Source organism: Massilia sp. CCM 8734 (assembly GCF_011682155.1).
Taxonomy (GTDB): Bacteria; Pseudomonadota; Gammaproteobacteria; order Burkholderiales; family Burkholderiaceae_D; genus Telluria_A; species Telluria_A rubra.
Window position 1 is genome coordinate 232,955 of sequence record NZ_WHJI01000002.1, and the last position, 15,757, is coordinate 248,711.

The window sequence follows — 15,757 nt, forward strand, 5'->3', positions numbered from 1 at the left end:
GGCCACCCATGCAAACAACACCAAACCGCCATGACGACCAGGCGCGATCGGAGCAGCAGCAAGCCTTGCACAGCCTCATGCAGCACAGCGCGCAGGAAGCACCGGCCGGCCATCCCTCCAGGCGCGCGCTCGCATGGGCAGCGGCGCTGGCCGTCGCCGTTATCGCCACCGCGGGATACTGGCAGCGCGCGGGGGCGCCCGTCGCGCCGGCCATCCCCGCGCCCCCCCGCCCCGCTCCGCCCGCCGCGAGCGACCCCGCTGACGCCAGCTTGAAGATGTCCGGCTTTTTCTCCGCCCACGAAATGGTGCAGATCTCCGCCACGGTCCTGGCGCGGGTAAAGACGATACGGGTCAGCGAAGGCAGTACGGTCAAGAAGGGTGAGCTCCTGGTAGAACTGAGCAATATGCGGGGCGACAACGATGTCCGCTCGGCGGAACAGCGGCTGGCCGCCGAGCGGCTCGCATCGCAGAAAGCGGCGCTCGACGTGCGCCAGGCGCGCGACGAACAGCAGCGCCAGGCCAGCCTGGCGGCACGCGGCTTCGGCACCCGCAAGGCCATGGACGAAGCCGACCTGCGGGTCGAGCAGGCCGTACTGGAACTGAGCCGCTCGCGCAGCAATATCGGCGACGCCCTCGCCAACCTGGACGGGTTTCGCGAAACCCAGCGCGAATACGCCATCCGCGCCCCGTTTTCCGGCGTGGTGGTGGCGCAGAACGCGCGCGTCGGCGAAGTCGTCTCGCCCACCAACGGCGGCAGCTATATCCGCAGCGGCTTGCTGTCCCTGCTCAATCCCGCCACCCTCGAAGTGCATGTGTCGGTACAGGAGCGCTTGCTTCCGCAATTGCAGCGCACCGGTTGCGCGCTGGTGTCGTCCCTGGCGCAGCCGGACCAGATTCACGCGCTGCCGTTCCGGCTCGACCGGGTCGGCAGCACCGCCGACCGCCAGCGCGGCGCGGTCAACGCCATCCTGGTCCCGCTGCACCCGATCCGCGTGTTGCCCATCCTTGAAACGAGCGCCGACGTGCAGTTCGTCGGCGCCGGCGACAGCCGTTGCGCAACGCCTCCCCTCCTCACCCACCAGAACCCATGAACCACGCCACCATCGACACCCCCTCCCAGGGCACGCAGGCCGCCCATCCGTTCATGCAGGCGCACGGCATCTGCAAGTCCTTCCTGTCGGCCGCCGGCAGGGAAACCATCCTGGGCGCCGTGCAGCTCAGCGTCGGCCTGGGCGAGGTGCTGGCGATTACAGCCCCGTCGGGCGCCGGCAAGAGCACGCTGCTCAAGATCCTCGGCACCCTGGAAAAGCCCGACGCCGGCACCCTGTGCTGCGGCGGTGAAATGGTCGACTTTCGCAATGGCCGCCAACTGGCGCAACTGCGCGCGCGCAGCATCGGCTTCGTCTTTCAACGCTTCAACCTGGTGCCCTTCCTGACTGCCCAGGAAAATGTCGAACTGCCCCTCAAGCTGCGGCGCATGACGCGCCAGCACAGGCGGCGCCAGGCGCAGGCGGCGCTGGCGCTGGTGGGCCTGGAGCCGAAGCGCATGGCCATGCCCGCCACGCTTTCCGGCGGCGAGCAGCAACGGGTGGCCATTGCGCGCGCCATCGTTGGGGCGCCATCGCTTCTGCTGTGCGACGAACCCACCGGGAGCCTCGGAGAACAGGCGGGACAGCAGATATTCGAGTTGCTCTACACCTTCGCCCAGGCGCATCGGCGCGCGGTGGTGCTCGTCACGCATAACGAGTCGCTCGCGCGCCAGGCCACGCGGCGCCTGTATCTGCATAACGGCGCGCTCCAGGGACTTGCGCCATGATGGGCCTGCTCCTTCGCCACCGCGCCCTTGCCGCCAGCCTGGCAACCCTGGCAGTGCTGTTGGCCACGTGCACCGCTTTGCTTGCTGGCAATTCCTACTGGCATCCGCGCTTTGTCAAGACGGACGACCGCTTGCTCACAGTCAGCAACGCCCTCTCCCCATCGAACCTGCTGCCGCGTACCTATATCGCGCGCATCCAGGCTTCGCCGGGGGTCGCCAGCGTGACCGAGTACAGTTCGGTCGCCCTGTTCCTGGCAAATGAGCGGCAAGTATTCACCGGGGCGATCGTCGACAAGGACCGGGTTGCCGCCACATTCCCCCGCCTCGGGGCGGACAGCGCCACCCTTGCGCGCTGGCAGCAACGGCGCGACGCGGTACTGGTCAGCGCCGCCCTGCTGAAAAAACAGCAGCTTGCGGTCGGGAATATGGTCGCTGCGCGCCTGTTTTCGGGCGACGCCGAAAGCAATCAGGAGTTCTACATCGCCGGTACCTTCGGCGCCGACAATGAATTGAAATGCACGACCTGCGTCATGCTCGGGCGTGATTTCGCCGACCTCGCCCTGCCCACCTATCGCGCGGTGGTCGCGAGTTTTCACGTGCGCCTGCGCGAGCACGTGGACAAGGCCCAGGCGCGGCGCGCGCTCGACACCCTGTTTGCCCACGACACCCCGGCTACCCGCAGCACCGATTTCCTGCCGGCCGCATCTGGTTTCATGAACGACCTGATCGATCTGCGCCAGCTGGTGTATATCGCCTTTTGCATGACCCTGGCGGCAGCGCTGTTGCTGCCTGCACTGTGCAGCAACATGCTTGCCCTTCATTACCGGACCAGCCTGGCGCTATTGCTGGTGGTCGGACAGCGCAAGCTTCCCTTGCTTTTCCAGGCAATGCGCCTGGCGCTCGCTGCCGGCCTGCTGATCGGCGCGGGCGGCTTCGTGCTTGCGTTCGGGACCGGCAGCTACCTGTTCGACAAGCTGCTCTGGCTGCGCATCGAAGTGCCGACGGCAGCGCTGCAGGCGGCGGCGGCGGCCGGCACCCTGGTCGCGCTGTCGGCCTGGACCGCGGTGAGCTCCGTGATCGCCCGCCTTGACGTCAATGACCTGTTCAGCGACACCCTCGATTGAGTGCCACCGCCATGTCCGGATCCGCCATGTTGACCTCCTCCCTGCGCCAGACTCCCATGATGTTCGGGCTCTGGCTGCGCAGCTACCGCCGCAGCCCGCTGCGCCTGGCCCTGGTCATGATCAGCATCTGCGCCAGCGCCCTGACGTTTGTCACGGGAATGAACCTGTCGGACGCGCTCGACCAGGCCAAGCCGGCGGCGCCCGCAAACGCCTACCTGATGCTGGCGGCAGGAGCGGGGACGGAAGCGCGCAGCTTCCTGCCGCTTTCCGCCTACGAACAGCTGCGCACCGGCTTTTCGGCCTCGCCGGCCTTGCGCGGTAAAGCGCTGCACGCGGCGCTGGTCCTGCCTGCCGACATCGTGCTGGGCGAGCGGGATGGGGATCGGGTGCCCACCCTGATGCGCGGTTTGCCGGCCGATGACGCCGGCGGCCTGGCCGGGCTGACCTTGATGGAAGGACGCTTGCCCCTGCCGGGCCGGCGCGAGCTGCTGCTGAGCCCGGCGCTGAACGCTTCGATTGCAGAGCGTAAGGCCGGCCCCGTGCTGAAACTGGGGCACGTCGAGTGGCGCGTCGTCGGGGTCGCGCAGCGTGCGGGCGTGAGCCGGGAAGTGGAGATGTACAGTAGATTGCCGGCCTTGCAGCAGCACTTCGAGGTCAACGATATTGTCAGTTCCATCAGCATGACGCTCGATCCCGTCCAACTGGCCGAGGTACGCCGCCTGAGCGAGCAAGTCGAATCAATCCGCGTCGACCTGCTGCAACTGAACGACTATGGCGGCCGCTTCGTGGCCCACCTTCAGTCGCAACTGAACAAATTCTGGATCGCCTTTCAGGTATTGACGGTAACCTGCACCGGCTTCGGCATCTATACGATCGCACTGGCCCTGGAGATCGAGCGCGACAGGGTGCGCCAGATCGTGCTGCAGCTTGGCTTCCTGCCACTCGCGGTGCGCCTCGGAGAACTCGCCGAAGGATGTGCGATCGGTATTGTCGCGGCCGGCCTGGCGCTGCTGCTGTACGCCTTGTTTTGCCAGAATTTGCAGCTGCAAAGCCTGCTGCCGTCGGGCGCGATCAGCATCGGTTTGCCCGCGTCGCCCTCGGGCGTGGTGCCGACCCTGATCATGGGCGCCGCGGTCGGCGCCTGCACCTTCGCCTGGCTGCCGGCGCAGCGTGCGTCCCTGGATCGCCAACGTTAAGGAGAATCGCCATGTCGTCCAAATCACGCGCCAGCCTGCTGGGGATCATTCTCGGCAGTATTTTTGGCCTGGGAGGTTTGTTCAGCGGTATCTATTTCGGGATTATCGTGCCGCTGCGCGACAATCCCGGCGCCGACAAACTGCCGATGCCGCTCATTGCCATCAGCATTTTGCTGCTGCTGGCCTTGAGCGGCTACATCATTTACATGCTGGTCAGCCGCGCCCGCAGGCGCCGCGATCGCCCGCCCGAGTGGTAATGGGGGTGGGCAATCCCGGCGCCTGCATAAACGGCCGCCAGCGACCCCGCCGTATTTGTAGCGGCTCGCGTTTGAAATGGGCCGTGCTCGCATTTGACGCCGATTTCGGCTCGAATTAACTGCAAATGACGGCTCATATCGGCAAGCCCGCCGCCAGCATGCGCTCGCGGATCTCGGCCGTCCGCTTCGGTTCGAGCTGATTGCTGAACATCGCGCGAATCTCCGCCGCCTTGGCATCGAATTGCTCGCTCATGTCCTTGAGCCGATAGCCGTGGCGCGCCAGCGTCGGCTCCAGGTCGTCGAGCTGGCCGCGCTGCGCGTGTCGATGGGTTGCCCGGTCGCCTTGAGGGTGACGCCGCGCTCCTTCAGCGTGTGCACGATGTCCTGCAAATCCTTGATGCTGCGCGCCAGGCGGTCGATTCTCGTCACGACCAGCGTCTCGCCCCGCCGCAGGAAAGCGAGCAGCGTCTCCAGTTCGGGGCGGCCGGCGCGGCGGGTGGCGGGAATCGAACAGGACAGTGCCGGACCAGCTATGTCTACCGCAGGGCTTGCGGTATATGCATTGTTAATGCCTTGTCATTAACGCTGTACGCATGTACAGTTCATATGCGTCAATCGCACACAACAATCTACCTCAGGAGTAACTCACCATGCTTGACCACATGACTTTCCGCGTGACCGATATTGGTCGTGCTAAAGCGTTTTACAGCGCGGCACTTGCGCCATTGGGCTACAGCGTATGCTTCGAAGGCAACTACGGCGCGAACATGTTGGGGTTTGCTTACCCTGACTCCTCTGAGCCTGACGGCAAAAAAGCCGATGTATGGTTCATCGATGGCCCATCACCATACGAGGGCCCATCAGCGACTACCGGCTGCCACCTGGCATGGCGAGCAGAGGATCGTGCGCAAGTGGATGCTTTTTACCTTGCAGCGATCACCGCCGGAGGAAAAGACAATGGCGCCCCTGGCCTCCGCCCAGACTATCACCCTAACTACTATGGTGCCTTTGTCATTGATTTAGAAGGCAACAACATTGAAGCAGTGTGCCACCAACCAGGATGAGTAGCGCTCGGTGATTACGCGTGAACGGCCGGGTATGCAGACTGCCGAAAACGCCGAGCGCATTCGGGGCGCAGGAAGTGCAGACATGGACCTTTATTTGCAAATAGCACGAGCACGTTGTCATTGAATGCAAGCAGCGCCGTCGATTGCAAGCTCATTTGCAGATAGCGTGAGCATGGAGGTCCCGTCATTTGCAGTTAATTCGAGCCGAAATCGGCATCGAATGCGAGCACGTCCGGTTTAAAGCGCGAGCCGCTACACCTATTCAGGCATCTTGGCAAACCCCACCGCCAGGCGGTTCCATCCGTTGATCGTCGAAATCAACAGCGTAAGATTAACCATCTCTTCCGCGCTGAACTGCGCTGCCAGCGCAGCATAACTCTCGCCGGTGTCCGGCTGCTGCGCCAGGCGCGTCATGGTCTCGGTCCACGCCAGCGCGGCCCGTTCGCGCGGCGTGAAGAACGGCGTCTCGCGCCACACGGCCACCGCATGCAGGCGCCGGTCCGTCTCGCCGCCCATGCGCGCCTCCGTCACATGCATGTCCACGCAAAACGCGCAGCCATTGATCTGCGAACTGCGCAGGCGCACCAGTTCGGCCAGCGGCTTGTCGATGCTCGACGTGGCGATATACTCCTCGAGCGCCACCCAGGCCTTGATGGCGTTCGGCGAAGCGGTCATAAAATTGATGCGTTCCATGCTGATTCCTTTTTGGTGAGATTGATTGTCTGGCCTTACAATCATTAGACGAACCTGTCGCAACGTTTGTGACAGCCTGCCCAAAAAAGAATGAACGACATCTTCACCACCCAGTTTCACCAGGTCCGTGGGCGCCTGTTCGGCATTGCCTACCGCATGCTCGGCTCGCGCGCCGACGCCGACGACGCCGTGCAGGACGCGTGGCTGCGCTGGAACGCCAGCGACACCCGCGCCACCCTGGCCAGCAGCGACGCCTGGCTGGTCACCGTTGTCACGCGCCTGTGCATCGACCGTTTGCGCAGCGCCATGCTTGATCGCGAAGCCTACATCGGCCCGTGGCTGGCCGAACCGATCGTCACGCGCGCGGCCGACCTGCCCGAGTCGCGCCTGGAACTGGCCGGCGACATCTCGATGGCCTTCATGCTGATGCTCGAGCGCCTCGGTCCCGAAGAACGCGCGGTGTTCCTGCTGCACGAGGTATTCGACTGCGACTACGCCGACATCGCCAGCGCCGTGGGCAAGACCGAAGCGGCCTGCCGCCAGCTGCTGCACCGCGCGCGCGAACGGGTGCGCGCCGACAAGCCGCGCTTTTCAGTCAGCGCCGAAACGCACATGGCCTTGCTGGAACGCTTCGTGACGGCCGCCCAAAGCGGCGAGCGCGCGCAGCTGGCGCAGTTGTTCGCGCCGGACGCCACCTTCCGCGCCGACGGCGGCGGCAAGGTCTCGGCCACCATCAACGTGGTGCGCGGGGCCGACAAGATCGCCCGCTTCTACGAAAGCATGGCGCGCAAATACGGCGCCACGACAACGTTCGAGCATGCCACCATCAACGGCCAGCCTGGCCTGCTGCGCCTGGTCGACGGCAAGCTCGATTCGACCATGTCGTTCGAGATCGACGATGGCAAAATCGGCGCCATCTACGTGGTGCGCAATCCCGACAAACTGGTGCGCGCAGCGTGAATACCGACGCCGTTTCAACGCCCCTGGCACGCCTGCGCGGCATGGTCGCCGCACGCGCCGTGAACGAAGGGCGCACCGATTCGATCTGGCCGGGCTTGCGCTACTACCGCTTTTCGACCCCGCTGCGCTACGATAAAACCCAGACGCTGGCGCCGGGCGTCGTCATCGTGCTCCAGGGCCGCAAGAGCGCCCGCCTGGGCGCGATCACGCTCGCCTACGACGACATGAGCTGCCTCGTGCTGGGCGCCGAAACACGCTGCGAAGGCACCGTGGTCGAGGCCAGCGCCGGCCGGCCCTACCTCGCGATCCACATGGACTTGCCGCCGGACCTGCTGGTGAAGACCTTCGTCGCGCTGGCCGACGCCGCTCCCGCCCCGGACGCGCAGGCGAGCCCGAACTACGTCGCCCCGGTCGACGAGCGCGTGCTCGACGCGTTCACGCGGCTGCTGCCGGCGACCGACCACGCCATCGACCGCGCCACCATCGCCCCGCTCATCGTCGAAGAAATCATCGTGCGCCTGCTCAGGTCCGTGGCGGCAAGCGCCATCCGCGACGCCGCCGCCATCAAGCGGTCGGCCGCCCGCATCCACCAGGCGATGCAGCTGATACAGCAGCACTTCCGCCGTCCGCTGGACATTGCCGAACTGGCCGGCGCGGTGGCGATGAGCCCCTCGCACTTCGCCCACACCTTCCGCGAGGTGGCCGGGCTGGCGCCGATGCATTTTTTGCGCAATACGCGCCTCGACGCGGCGCGCGCGCTGCTGCTGGCCGGCGGCAGGCGTGCCGGCGAGGTGGCCGCCCTGACAGGCTTCGACAGCGCCGCGCACTTTACGCGCGAATTCAAGCGCCGCTACGGCGCGCCGCCGGCGCAGTACGCCCGCCAGCTCGCAAGTTCGCAGCCACAGTCAATATAAACGCAGGAGGGGCGCTGGCGGCGCGGTGCGCGAGCGCCTATCGTATGCACACGGCCGGACTGCGGCCGCCACACTCACTATGCAAAGCGACGCAACCATGACAGGCACCACCTTTATCATCACCTTCACCACCCGGCCCGAGGCGGCGTCGGACTTGCGCGCGATCCTCAATGACGTCAAGCGCACCCTGCCCAGCGTTGCCGGCTGCCGTGGCGTGAACATCTTTTGCGCCAGCGACGACCAAGCCGTGTTCACGCTGGTCGAGCAATGGGACAGCGAACAGGCCCACAAGGCGCACATCGGGACCCTGGCCGCCTCCGGTGGATGGGACGCGGTTGCCGCCTGCTTGCGCGAGCCGCCGTCGGGCCGCTACGCCAGCGAACTATGACGATGCGATCCACAATCGGCCCGTTGATCGCGCAGAAACGTTAAAATGTCGTCATGCATTTCAATCAAGCCTCCCTGCCCAGGACAACCCTCTCCCTGATCCTGTTCGGGTGCGTCGCGCTGCCGGCGCAAGCGCGCGCCGAAGAACCGGAGGTGGCGACGGTGACCGTCACGGGCAAGAAGGCGCCGGTCGTCAAAAAGCTCGACAAGACCGTGTATGACGTGTCCAGCATGCCGAGGGCGGCCAACGGCAGCGCCCAGGACGCGCTGCAGTCGACACCCGAGATCGCGGTGACGGCCGACGGCCAGATCTCGGTCAAGGGCAACGCCAGGGTCACGGTGCTGGTGGACGGCAAGCCGACGGCGATGATGTCGGGCGATGAGCGGGCGGTGGCGCTGCAGACCATGAGCGGCGCCGATATCGCCAGCATCGAAGTGATCACCAATCCCTCCGCCGCCTACAACGCCAACGGCGGCGCGATCCTCAATATCGTCCTGAAGCGAAACCGCAAGCCGGGTGCGCACGCGCAGATGCAGGCCAGCGCCGCCGACCACGGCTTGTGGAATGTGAGCACGTCGGGCGACCTGACCAGAAAACAGCTCAGCGTCCACGGCAACCTGGCGTACCGGCGCGACGGCACGCAAAAATTCCGGCAGTCGGCAGTCGACTGGAATAATCCCCTCAGCGGCCATACCGGAGCGACACTGCAAACGTCCGGGATCTTCGTGCGGCGCAAAGTCCACAGCGCGGCGCTGGGCCTCGATTACGCCCTCAGCGACACCGATAGCCTGGCCCTGTCGGCAAAATACAACGAGCGCGCCTCGCGACCCCTGCTCGACACGCTCAACGTGGCGCGCGACGGCGCCGGCCAGCGTGTCTATCATCGCATCTCCTATGGCCCCAACGAACAGGCCGACGACAGCGCCAGCCTCGGTTACAGCCGCCAGGACAAAGGCAGCGCGCTCAAGGCCATGGTCCAGCGCAGCACGACAACAGGGCTGATCGACAAGTCGTACAGCGACGTCTTCGTCGAACCGGCGCGCGCCACCGGCTACAGTCGCGGCGCCACCAGGTCGGCGCGCCGCCTCAACCAGGCCACCCTCGACTGGACCCGCGCCAGCGCGCACGGCCAGTGGGGCATGGGGGTCGATCTCCAGGACGAGGTCAACGACCTCGATAACTATCAGGCCGCCGTCGATCGTTCGACGGGCGCCGAGACGCCCGATCCGGCTACCACCAACGGCTATGCCGTGGCGACAACGCTGAGCGCCATCTATCTCACCGAGCAGCTCAGGCGGGGAAACTGGGAAGCGCTGCTGGGTGGACGCCTCGAGCGCATGGCGCTGCGGGTCAGTCCGGCCCAGGGCCTCGTGCAACGAAGCCGTTGGCAGGCCTTCAATCCCAGCCTGCACGTGAAGTACGCCGCCAGCGACAAAACCGACCTGACATTGAATTACCGCCGCAGCCTGCAACGGCCCGATCCGCGCGACCTCAATCCCTTCAGCACCTACGTCGATGCGCAAAACCTCAGCCGCGGCAATCCCGGCCTCACACCGCAGCGCCTCAATTCGTGGGAGATCGGCGCCAACACCGAGGCGGCGCAGTGGAGCGCCAGCGTCAATGCCTTCTACCGCACCAGCGGCGATACGGTGGCCGATGCGCGCAGTTTTGCCGACAATGTGCTGGTGACGTCGAAACAGAATGGTGGACAGGCGCGTTCGACCGGCATCACCGGTTCGCTCGACTGGACGCCCGAAGCGACGTTGCGCTTCGGCGTGGATGGCGGCGTTTATCGGGTGGCCTTGTCGACGCCCGACCTGCATGGCGCGGTGCGCCAGGACGATATCGCCGGCTATGTGAACCTGCGGGCCGCCTACAGCGCCGGAGCGCACGACGTGGCGCTCGACGCGCACGGCCAGTCGGCAGCCATCACACCGCTCGGCCGGCAGGGATCGACCAGCAGCGTGAACCTGAGCTGGAAGCGCCAGTTGAGCAAGACGCTCAGCTTGACCGTCAGCGCCAGCGATCTGTTCGATGGCAGCAAGCGCAGCTACCGCACCGACGCCAGCACCTTGCGCCAGGCTGGCTTCGATCATTTCGTCGCGCGCCGCATTGCTGTCGGCTTTGTCAAAAAGCTCGACTGACGCTCACGGCGCGCACCGTGCGGCTTACGTAATGACGCGATAGCAAGGCGTGTACGCCTTGCCCGGCAACTTCATCCGGCTCTGCGCCACGAATGACGCCAGCAGCGCATCCATCGGCCCCATGATGGCGGCGTCGCCGTGGATTTCGAAGTGGCCGAATTTTTCGATCGCGCGAATGCCTTCATCCTTGACGTTACCGGCCACCACGCCCGAAAACGCGCGCCGCAGGTTGGCCGCCAGCAGGTGCTTTTCCTGGTTCTTGTGCAGCGACAGGTTGCGCATGTTTTCGTGCGTCGGCCGGAACGGGCGCTGGAATTCCTCGTCGATCTTGAGCAGCCAGTTGAAATAATAGGCATCGCTACGCGACTTGCGGAATTCGCGCACCTGGCGGATCCCCAGCTGCATCTCCTTGGCCACCATTTCCGGATCGTCGATGATGATCTTGTAGCGCTTCTGCGCTTCCTCGCCCAGCGTATCGGCGATGAACTGGTTAATCTGGATGAAGTAGTCGCGCGCCGTTTCCGGACCGGTAAAAATGAGCGGATACGGCATGTCGGCGTTATCCGGATGGAGCAGGATGCCGAGGATGTACAAGATCTCTTCGGCGGTGCCGGCGCCGCCCGGGAACACGATGATCCCGTGCCCGGTGCGGACAAACGCTTCCAGCCGCTTTTCGATATCGGGCATGATCACCAGGTCGTTGACGATCGGGTTCGGCGACTCGGCCGCGATAATGCCCGGTTCCGAAATACCCAGGTAACGCCCGCCGGCCAGGCGCTGCTTGGCGTGCCCGATGGTGGCGCCCTTCATCGGCCCTTTCATCGCGCCCGGGCCGCAGCCGGTGCAGATGTCGAGGTCGCGCAATCCCATCTGGTAGCCGACTTCCTTCGAATAGTTGTATTCGATCCGGTTGATCGAGTGCCCGCCCCAGCACACCACCAGGTTCGGATTGCGCTGCGGTTGCAGCACATTGGCATTGCGCAGGATGTGGAACACCGAATCGGTGATCCCTTCCGTGCGCGACATGTCGAACTTGGGATTGTCGGTCACTTCACTGCTGATGAAGATAATATCGCGCAGTACCGCGAACAGGTGCTCGTGGATCCCCTTGATCATTTTGCCATCGACGAACGCGATCGCCGGGGCGCCCTTGATCTCCAGCTTGATGCCGCGCTCGCGCTGTACGATGCTGATTTCAAAGGATTTATAACGTTCCAACAGCTCTTTTCCATCGTCGATGGTGCTGCCGCAGTTCAGCACCGCCAGCGCGCAATTGCGGAAGATTTGATACAGGCCGCCCTGGCTGGTGTCGAGCAGTTTGAAGACTTCGGCTTTCGACAGCACTTCGAGCTGGCCTTCTGGCGAAATCAGGGTATCGACAACGTCGTGTTCCATAGTACAAATCCTTTTCGATTCGGTGTAACAAACAAGCCTGCCATGCCAATATACGACAACTCGCCGCTCTTGGGGGACACAACTGCGGCTGTGCTTGCGCAGCCTGGTTTCTTGCCTTAATTAGCACATCCGGCAAAAATTCGCTGAGCATAGTCGATTTACATTAAAATGCGACCCTATTGGAAAACCGGGGTCACGAGCCGCGGTTGTCCATATGATTTATCCAACCATAACCATAATTCAGGAGAAACCGCATGAGCGGTGCCGCTACCCCACCCAACCAGGAAGTCGTAATCCCGGAATTCAAGCAGATCTTCGGTCATCCGAGTCCGCTCTGGATGTTGTTCATGACCGAATTCTGGGAACGTTTTGCGTTCTACGGTATTCGCTGGGCGCTCGTGCTATATATAGTCACGCAGTTCTACGGCGGCGACGCCAGCGGCCAGCAGGCGGCCAACCTCACCTATGGTTCCTACCTCGCGCTGGTGTACGCCGGCGCCGTCTTCGGCGGCTATGTGGCCGACAAGATCATCGGCTACCAGCGCTCGATCCTGATCGGCGCCGCCTTCATGGCCGTCGGCCTGTTCGCCATCACCTTGCCGAATGAAGATATCTTCAAGCTGGGCCTGGCCACCATCATCGTCGGTAACGGCCTGTTCAAACCGAACATCTCGACCATGGTCGGCAAGCTCTATACGCTGGACGACCCGCGCCGCGACCCCGGCTTCACCATTTTCTACATGGGCATCAACGCCGGCGCTTTCCTGGCCCCGATCTTTACCCAGGTCTTGGCCCAGAAAGTGTTCAACACCGGCGACATCCCGGCCTACAAGGTCGTGTTCTTCGCTTCCGGCATCGGCATGGTCATCAGCCTGGTCTGGTTCTTCTTCGGCCGCTCCGCCCTCAAGGGCATCGGCGCGCCGCCCCCGGAGGACAACAGCCCGAAACGCATGCTCATGGTGGTCGTGGGCGCGCTGCTGGCCATTCCCGTCATGTTCTTCCTGCTCAAGGCCGGCGCCAACAAGCTGCAGGTCGGCCTGACCATCCTGTTCGTGATCCTGGCCGGCATGCTGATCGCCGAAGGTATCCGCGACGGCAAGGTTGCGCGCGACAAGACCTTTGCGATGATGATCATCTTCGCCTTCAATATCCTGTTCTGGATGTTCTTCGAACAGGCCGGCAGCTCGTTCACCTTCCTGGCCGAGAGCATCGTCGACCGCAAGGGCGCGCTGTCCTTCATCACCGCGCCGTTCGGCATGACAGAATTCCCGACCGCCTGGTTCCAGAGCGTGAACTCGGTCGCCATCATCGCCTGCGCTCCGCTGATGGCGTGGATGTGGGTCGCCCTGGGCAAGGTTGAAGTGAACCCATCGATTCCGCGCAAATTCGGCCTCGGCATCATCTTCAACGGCCTCGCCTTCGGCCTGCTGATGTACGCACTGACCTACCTGGTCGATCCGACCTACGGCAAGATCCCGTTCTGGACCCTGTTCGCGGTCTACTGGGTGCAGTCGATCGGTGAGCTGTGCCTGTCCCCGATCGGCCTGTCGATGGTCACCAAGCTCGCCCCCACCCGCCTGGTTGGCCTGGGCATGGGCGGCTGGTTCCTCTCGACCGGTATCGGCAATAACCTGTCGGGCATTTTCGCCAGCCATGTCAGCGGCGAGTCGGGCATGTCGATCACGTCGGCGCTGTCCGGCTACACCCAGGGTTTCATGTGGCTGATGATCGGCGGCGTGCTGCTGTTCCTGCTCGCACCATTGATCCAGAAACTGATGCACGGCGTGAAGTAAGCACGCCCGCACCATGAACAACGGCGGCCCTCGGGCCGCCGTTGTCGTTTACATGCCCTGGTCCAGCGCGCGCTGCATCTCGTTCATCTCGGCCACCAGCCAGGCGCGGAAACGCTGCACCTTTGGCATGTTCTCCTTGCTGCGGTTGACCATGAAGCGGTAGCCGCTGCCGAACGGCGCGCTGCGGCAGCTGATCTGCCGCAGCGACCCTTTCAGGATATCCTGGAACGCGATCCCGTACGCCACCAGCGCAATGCCCTGCCCCGCCACCGCCGCCTGCGCCAGCACGCCCCAGTGGCTGTAGCCGCGCGAGAAATCGTATTTCCCCTTCAAGGCCTTGTTCTCGTTGAGCAGCTGCAGCCACGACTCGGTCGAATTTTCGTACAGGAGCGGAAAATTGGGCAGGTCGGCCAGGGTCAGTTCGGACTGGCCGGGCGAGAGCAGCTCGGGACTGTAGACGGCGATCAGGCGCTCGCGGAACAGCAGCGCCGGATCGCCATCGCTCACCGGGCCATAGCGCACCGCCACGTCACTGCTGTCGTCTTCCAGGTCGACCGGCGCATCGTTCGAATCGAGCCGGATATCGAGTTCCGGATACAGCTTGGTAAACCGGTGCATGCGCGGCACCAGCCACTTGATGGCGAACGAATGGGTGGTCGAGATGCGCAGCACCGACTCCTCGTCGCCGCCTTGCAGCGCGCCCACCTTGGCGCGCAGCTCCGCCAGCATGCGCCCCACCACCACCGCCAGTTCCTGCCCCTTGGCGGTCAGGGTCACATGGCGCGCATGGCGGATGAACAGGGCAAAGCCCAGGTTTTCTTCGAGCTGCTTGACCTGCTGGCTGATCGCCGCCGGGGTCTTGTGCAGCTCCTGGGCCGCCAGCTTGAAACTGCCCCAGCGCGCCGCGCAGTCGAAGTCGACCAGGCCGGAGAGCGTCCGAAGCGGCTTCATGCATATCCCATGAATAAATTTTTCTTGCTCATCGGTTCAATTTTTCTCGGTTGTTGAATCGCCATACTAAGCAGAAAATATACTGAGATCAACAAGGGAATGCAATGCGCAAGAATATATTGGTGATAGGCGGTACCCGCTATTTCGGCAAGCTGCTGGTGCAGCGCTTGCTCAACGCGGGACACCAGGTAACAATCGCCACGCGCGGGCACACCCCCGACCCGTTCGGCGCGCGCATCGCCCGCATCAAGGTCGACCGCCGCAACGAGCACGCCATGCGCGCCGCCTTCGCCGCCAGCGCCGGCTACGACATCGTGTACGACCAGATGTGCTACAGCCCGGTGGACGCGGCGATCGCCGTCAAGGTCTTCGCCGGCAAGGTCAAGCGCTACATCGTCGCCTCCACCATCGACGTCTACCGCGAACTGCTCGGCCAGCAGGTGGCGCCGTTCGCGGAAAGCGATATCAATATGCTGGCGCAGCCGATCGACACCCGCTATCCGTGGCATGACCCCGCACTGGCCACCGAAAGCTACGTGGCCGGCAAGCTGCAGGCCGAAGCGTATCTGTACCGCGACGGCTCGCTGCCACTGGTCACGGTGCGCATCGGCCACGTGCTGGCCGGCGCCGAAGACTTCACCGGACGGCTGGCCCATTACGTCGACCTGGTGCGCCAGCACGCGCCGCTGCGCTACGCCAACGCGGCCGCCGCCAGTTCCTTCATGAGCGCCCAGGGCACCAGCAACTTTTTGCTGTGGGCCGGCGCCCAGGAGTTTGTCGGCCCGGTCAATGCGGCGTGCGAGGGCGGCCTGTCCGCCTTCGACCTGGTCCAGCGCATCGGCATGCTGCTCGAGGTGCCGGTGCGCGCCCTGCCAGCCAGGCCGGACGTGGCGGCCGGCGAACTAAGTCCCTTCGACTACCCGGCCCCCTACCTGATGAACACCGCGCGCGCCGCCCAACTGGGCTACCGCTTCGGCCACAGCGACGACTGGCTCGACCACCTGATCCTGCAGCACGACCTGGCCTTCGTCTGACGCCGGTTGCGCATCGGCGGCCCGC

Annotated in this window: 17 protein-coding genes; 12 read left to right on the forward strand and 5 right to left on the reverse strand. The window is 64.2% G+C overall.

Annotated elements, in window-relative coordinates; genetic code table 11:
• The first annotated feature begins 8 nt into the window (after window positions 1-8).
• From F2P46_RS03200 to F2P46_RS03220, 5 genes are read left to right on the forward strand one after another with little or no spacing between them, the layout of a single operon-like run.
• Entirely contained in the window at window positions 9-1,091 is a 1,083-nt protein-coding gene (locus F2P46_RS03200; RefSeq protein WP_166885143.1) for an HlyD family efflux transporter periplasmic adaptor subunit, read from the forward strand.
• Window positions 1,088-1,816 carry an ABC transporter ATP-binding protein gene (locus F2P46_RS03205; protein WP_166885145.1) on the forward strand — a complete coding sequence of 243 codons (729 nt, stop codon included), beginning with the start codon at window positions 1,088-1,090 and terminating at the stop codon, window positions 1,814-1,816. The genes F2P46_RS03200 and F2P46_RS03205 overlap by 4 nt, the downstream gene beginning before the upstream one ends.
• Window positions 1,813-2,940 (forward strand): hypothetical protein, encoded by a 1,128-nt coding sequence (locus tag F2P46_RS03210; protein ID WP_166885146.1) that lies wholly within the window; start codon window positions 1,813-1,815, stop codon window positions 2,938-2,940. Before F2P46_RS03205 ends, F2P46_RS03210 begins: the two co-directional genes overlap by 4 nt.
• Before the next feature lie 26 nt (window positions 2,941-2,966).
• Window positions 2,967-4,136, forward strand: coding sequence for a hypothetical protein (locus F2P46_RS03215; protein WP_166885148.1), 1,170 nt, complete (start codon window positions 2,967-2,969; stop codon window positions 4,134-4,136).
• A gap of 11 nt (window positions 4,137-4,147) precedes the next feature.
• Entirely contained in the window at window positions 4,148-4,393 is a 246-nt protein-coding gene (locus F2P46_RS03220; RefSeq protein ID WP_166885150.1) for a hypothetical protein, read from the forward strand.
• Between the two features lie 133 nt (window positions 4,394-4,526).
• Here the strand turns inward: F2P46_RS03220 and F2P46_RS03225 are convergent, their stop codons facing one another.
• A complete protein-coding gene (locus tag F2P46_RS03225; RefSeq protein ID WP_208296483.1) occupies window positions 4,527-4,646 on the reverse strand; it encodes a phosphoribulokinase in 120 nt (39 codons plus the stop codon).
• Window positions 4,643-4,963: a recombinase family protein gene (locus F2P46_RS03230; RefSeq protein ID WP_368737872.1), complete on the reverse strand. Its 321-nt coding sequence runs from the start codon at window positions 4,961-4,963 to the stop codon at window positions 4,643-4,645. The genes F2P46_RS03225 and F2P46_RS03230 overlap by 4 nt, the downstream gene beginning before the upstream one ends.
• 80 nt (window positions 4,964-5,043) lie before the next feature.
• Here F2P46_RS03230 and F2P46_RS03235 point away from each other — a divergent pair, with 80 nt between their 5' ends.
• Entirely contained in the window at window positions 5,044-5,457 is a 414-nt protein-coding gene (locus F2P46_RS03235; protein WP_166885152.1) for a VOC family protein, read from the forward strand.
• Window positions 5,458-5,718: 261 nt separating this feature from the next.
• On the opposite strand, the gene F2P46_RS03240 is transcribed toward F2P46_RS03235, so the two are convergent.
• The gene (locus F2P46_RS03240; RefSeq protein ID WP_166885154.1) at window positions 5,719-6,153 is read right to left on the reverse strand and encodes a carboxymuconolactone decarboxylase family protein; all 435 of its coding nucleotides are present in this window, start codon (window positions 6,151-6,153) and stop codon (window positions 5,719-5,721) included.
• Window positions 6,154-6,243: 90 nt separating this feature from the next.
• On the opposite strand from F2P46_RS03240, the gene sigJ reads away from it, so the two are divergent.
• From sigJ to F2P46_RS03260, 4 genes are all read left to right on the forward strand, one after another.
• Complete coding sequence (sigJ, locus tag F2P46_RS03245) at window positions 6,244-7,113, forward strand: RNA polymerase sigma factor SigJ (protein WP_166885156.1); 870 nt, start codon at window positions 6,244-6,246, stop codon at window positions 7,111-7,113.
• Complete coding sequence (locus F2P46_RS03250; RefSeq protein WP_368737869.1) at window positions 7,110-8,027, forward strand: AraC family transcriptional regulator N-terminal domain-containing protein; 918 nt, start codon at window positions 7,110-7,112, stop codon at window positions 8,025-8,027. The genes sigJ and F2P46_RS03250 overlap by 4 nt, the downstream gene beginning before the upstream one ends.
• A gap of 97 nt (window positions 8,028-8,124) precedes the next feature.
• Window positions 8,125-8,415: an antibiotic biosynthesis monooxygenase family protein gene (locus tag F2P46_RS03255; protein WP_166885158.1), complete on the forward strand. Its 291-nt coding sequence runs from the start codon at window positions 8,125-8,127 to the stop codon at window positions 8,413-8,415.
• A gap of 53 nt (window positions 8,416-8,468) precedes the next feature.
• Window positions 8,469-10,559: an outer membrane beta-barrel family protein gene (locus tag F2P46_RS03260; RefSeq protein ID WP_166885160.1), complete on the forward strand. Its 2,091-nt coding sequence runs from the start codon at window positions 8,469-8,471 to the stop codon at window positions 10,557-10,559.
• 24 nt (window positions 10,560-10,583) lie between these two features.
• Here the strand turns inward: F2P46_RS03260 and ppnN are convergent, their stop codons facing one another.
• Complete coding sequence (gene ppnN, locus F2P46_RS03265) at window positions 10,584-11,954, reverse strand: nucleotide 5'-monophosphate nucleosidase PpnN (RefSeq protein WP_166885162.1); 1,371 nt, start codon at window positions 11,952-11,954, stop codon at window positions 10,584-10,586.
• A 254-nt stretch (window positions 11,955-12,208) separates the two neighbouring features.
• Between ppnN and F2P46_RS03270 the strand changes: the two genes are divergently transcribed.
• Complete coding sequence (locus F2P46_RS03270; RefSeq protein ID WP_166885164.1) at window positions 12,209-13,747, forward strand: oligopeptide:H+ symporter; 1,539 nt, start codon at window positions 12,209-12,211, stop codon at window positions 13,745-13,747.
• Between the two features lie 48 nt (window positions 13,748-13,795).
• Here F2P46_RS03270 and F2P46_RS03275 read toward each other — a convergent pair whose 3' ends face one another.
• On the reverse strand, window positions 13,796-14,698 hold the full coding sequence (locus F2P46_RS03275; protein ID WP_166885166.1) for a LysR substrate-binding domain-containing protein: 903 nt from the start codon (window positions 14,696-14,698) through the stop codon (window positions 13,796-13,798).
• Window positions 14,699-14,820: 122 nt separating this feature from the next.
• Between F2P46_RS03275 and F2P46_RS03280 the strand changes: the two genes are divergently transcribed.
• On the forward strand, window positions 14,821-15,732 hold the full coding sequence (locus F2P46_RS03280) for an NAD(P)H-binding protein (RefSeq protein WP_368737870.1): 912 nt from the start codon (window positions 14,821-14,823) through the stop codon (window positions 15,730-15,732).
• Window positions 15,733-15,757 lie beyond the last annotated feature (25 nt).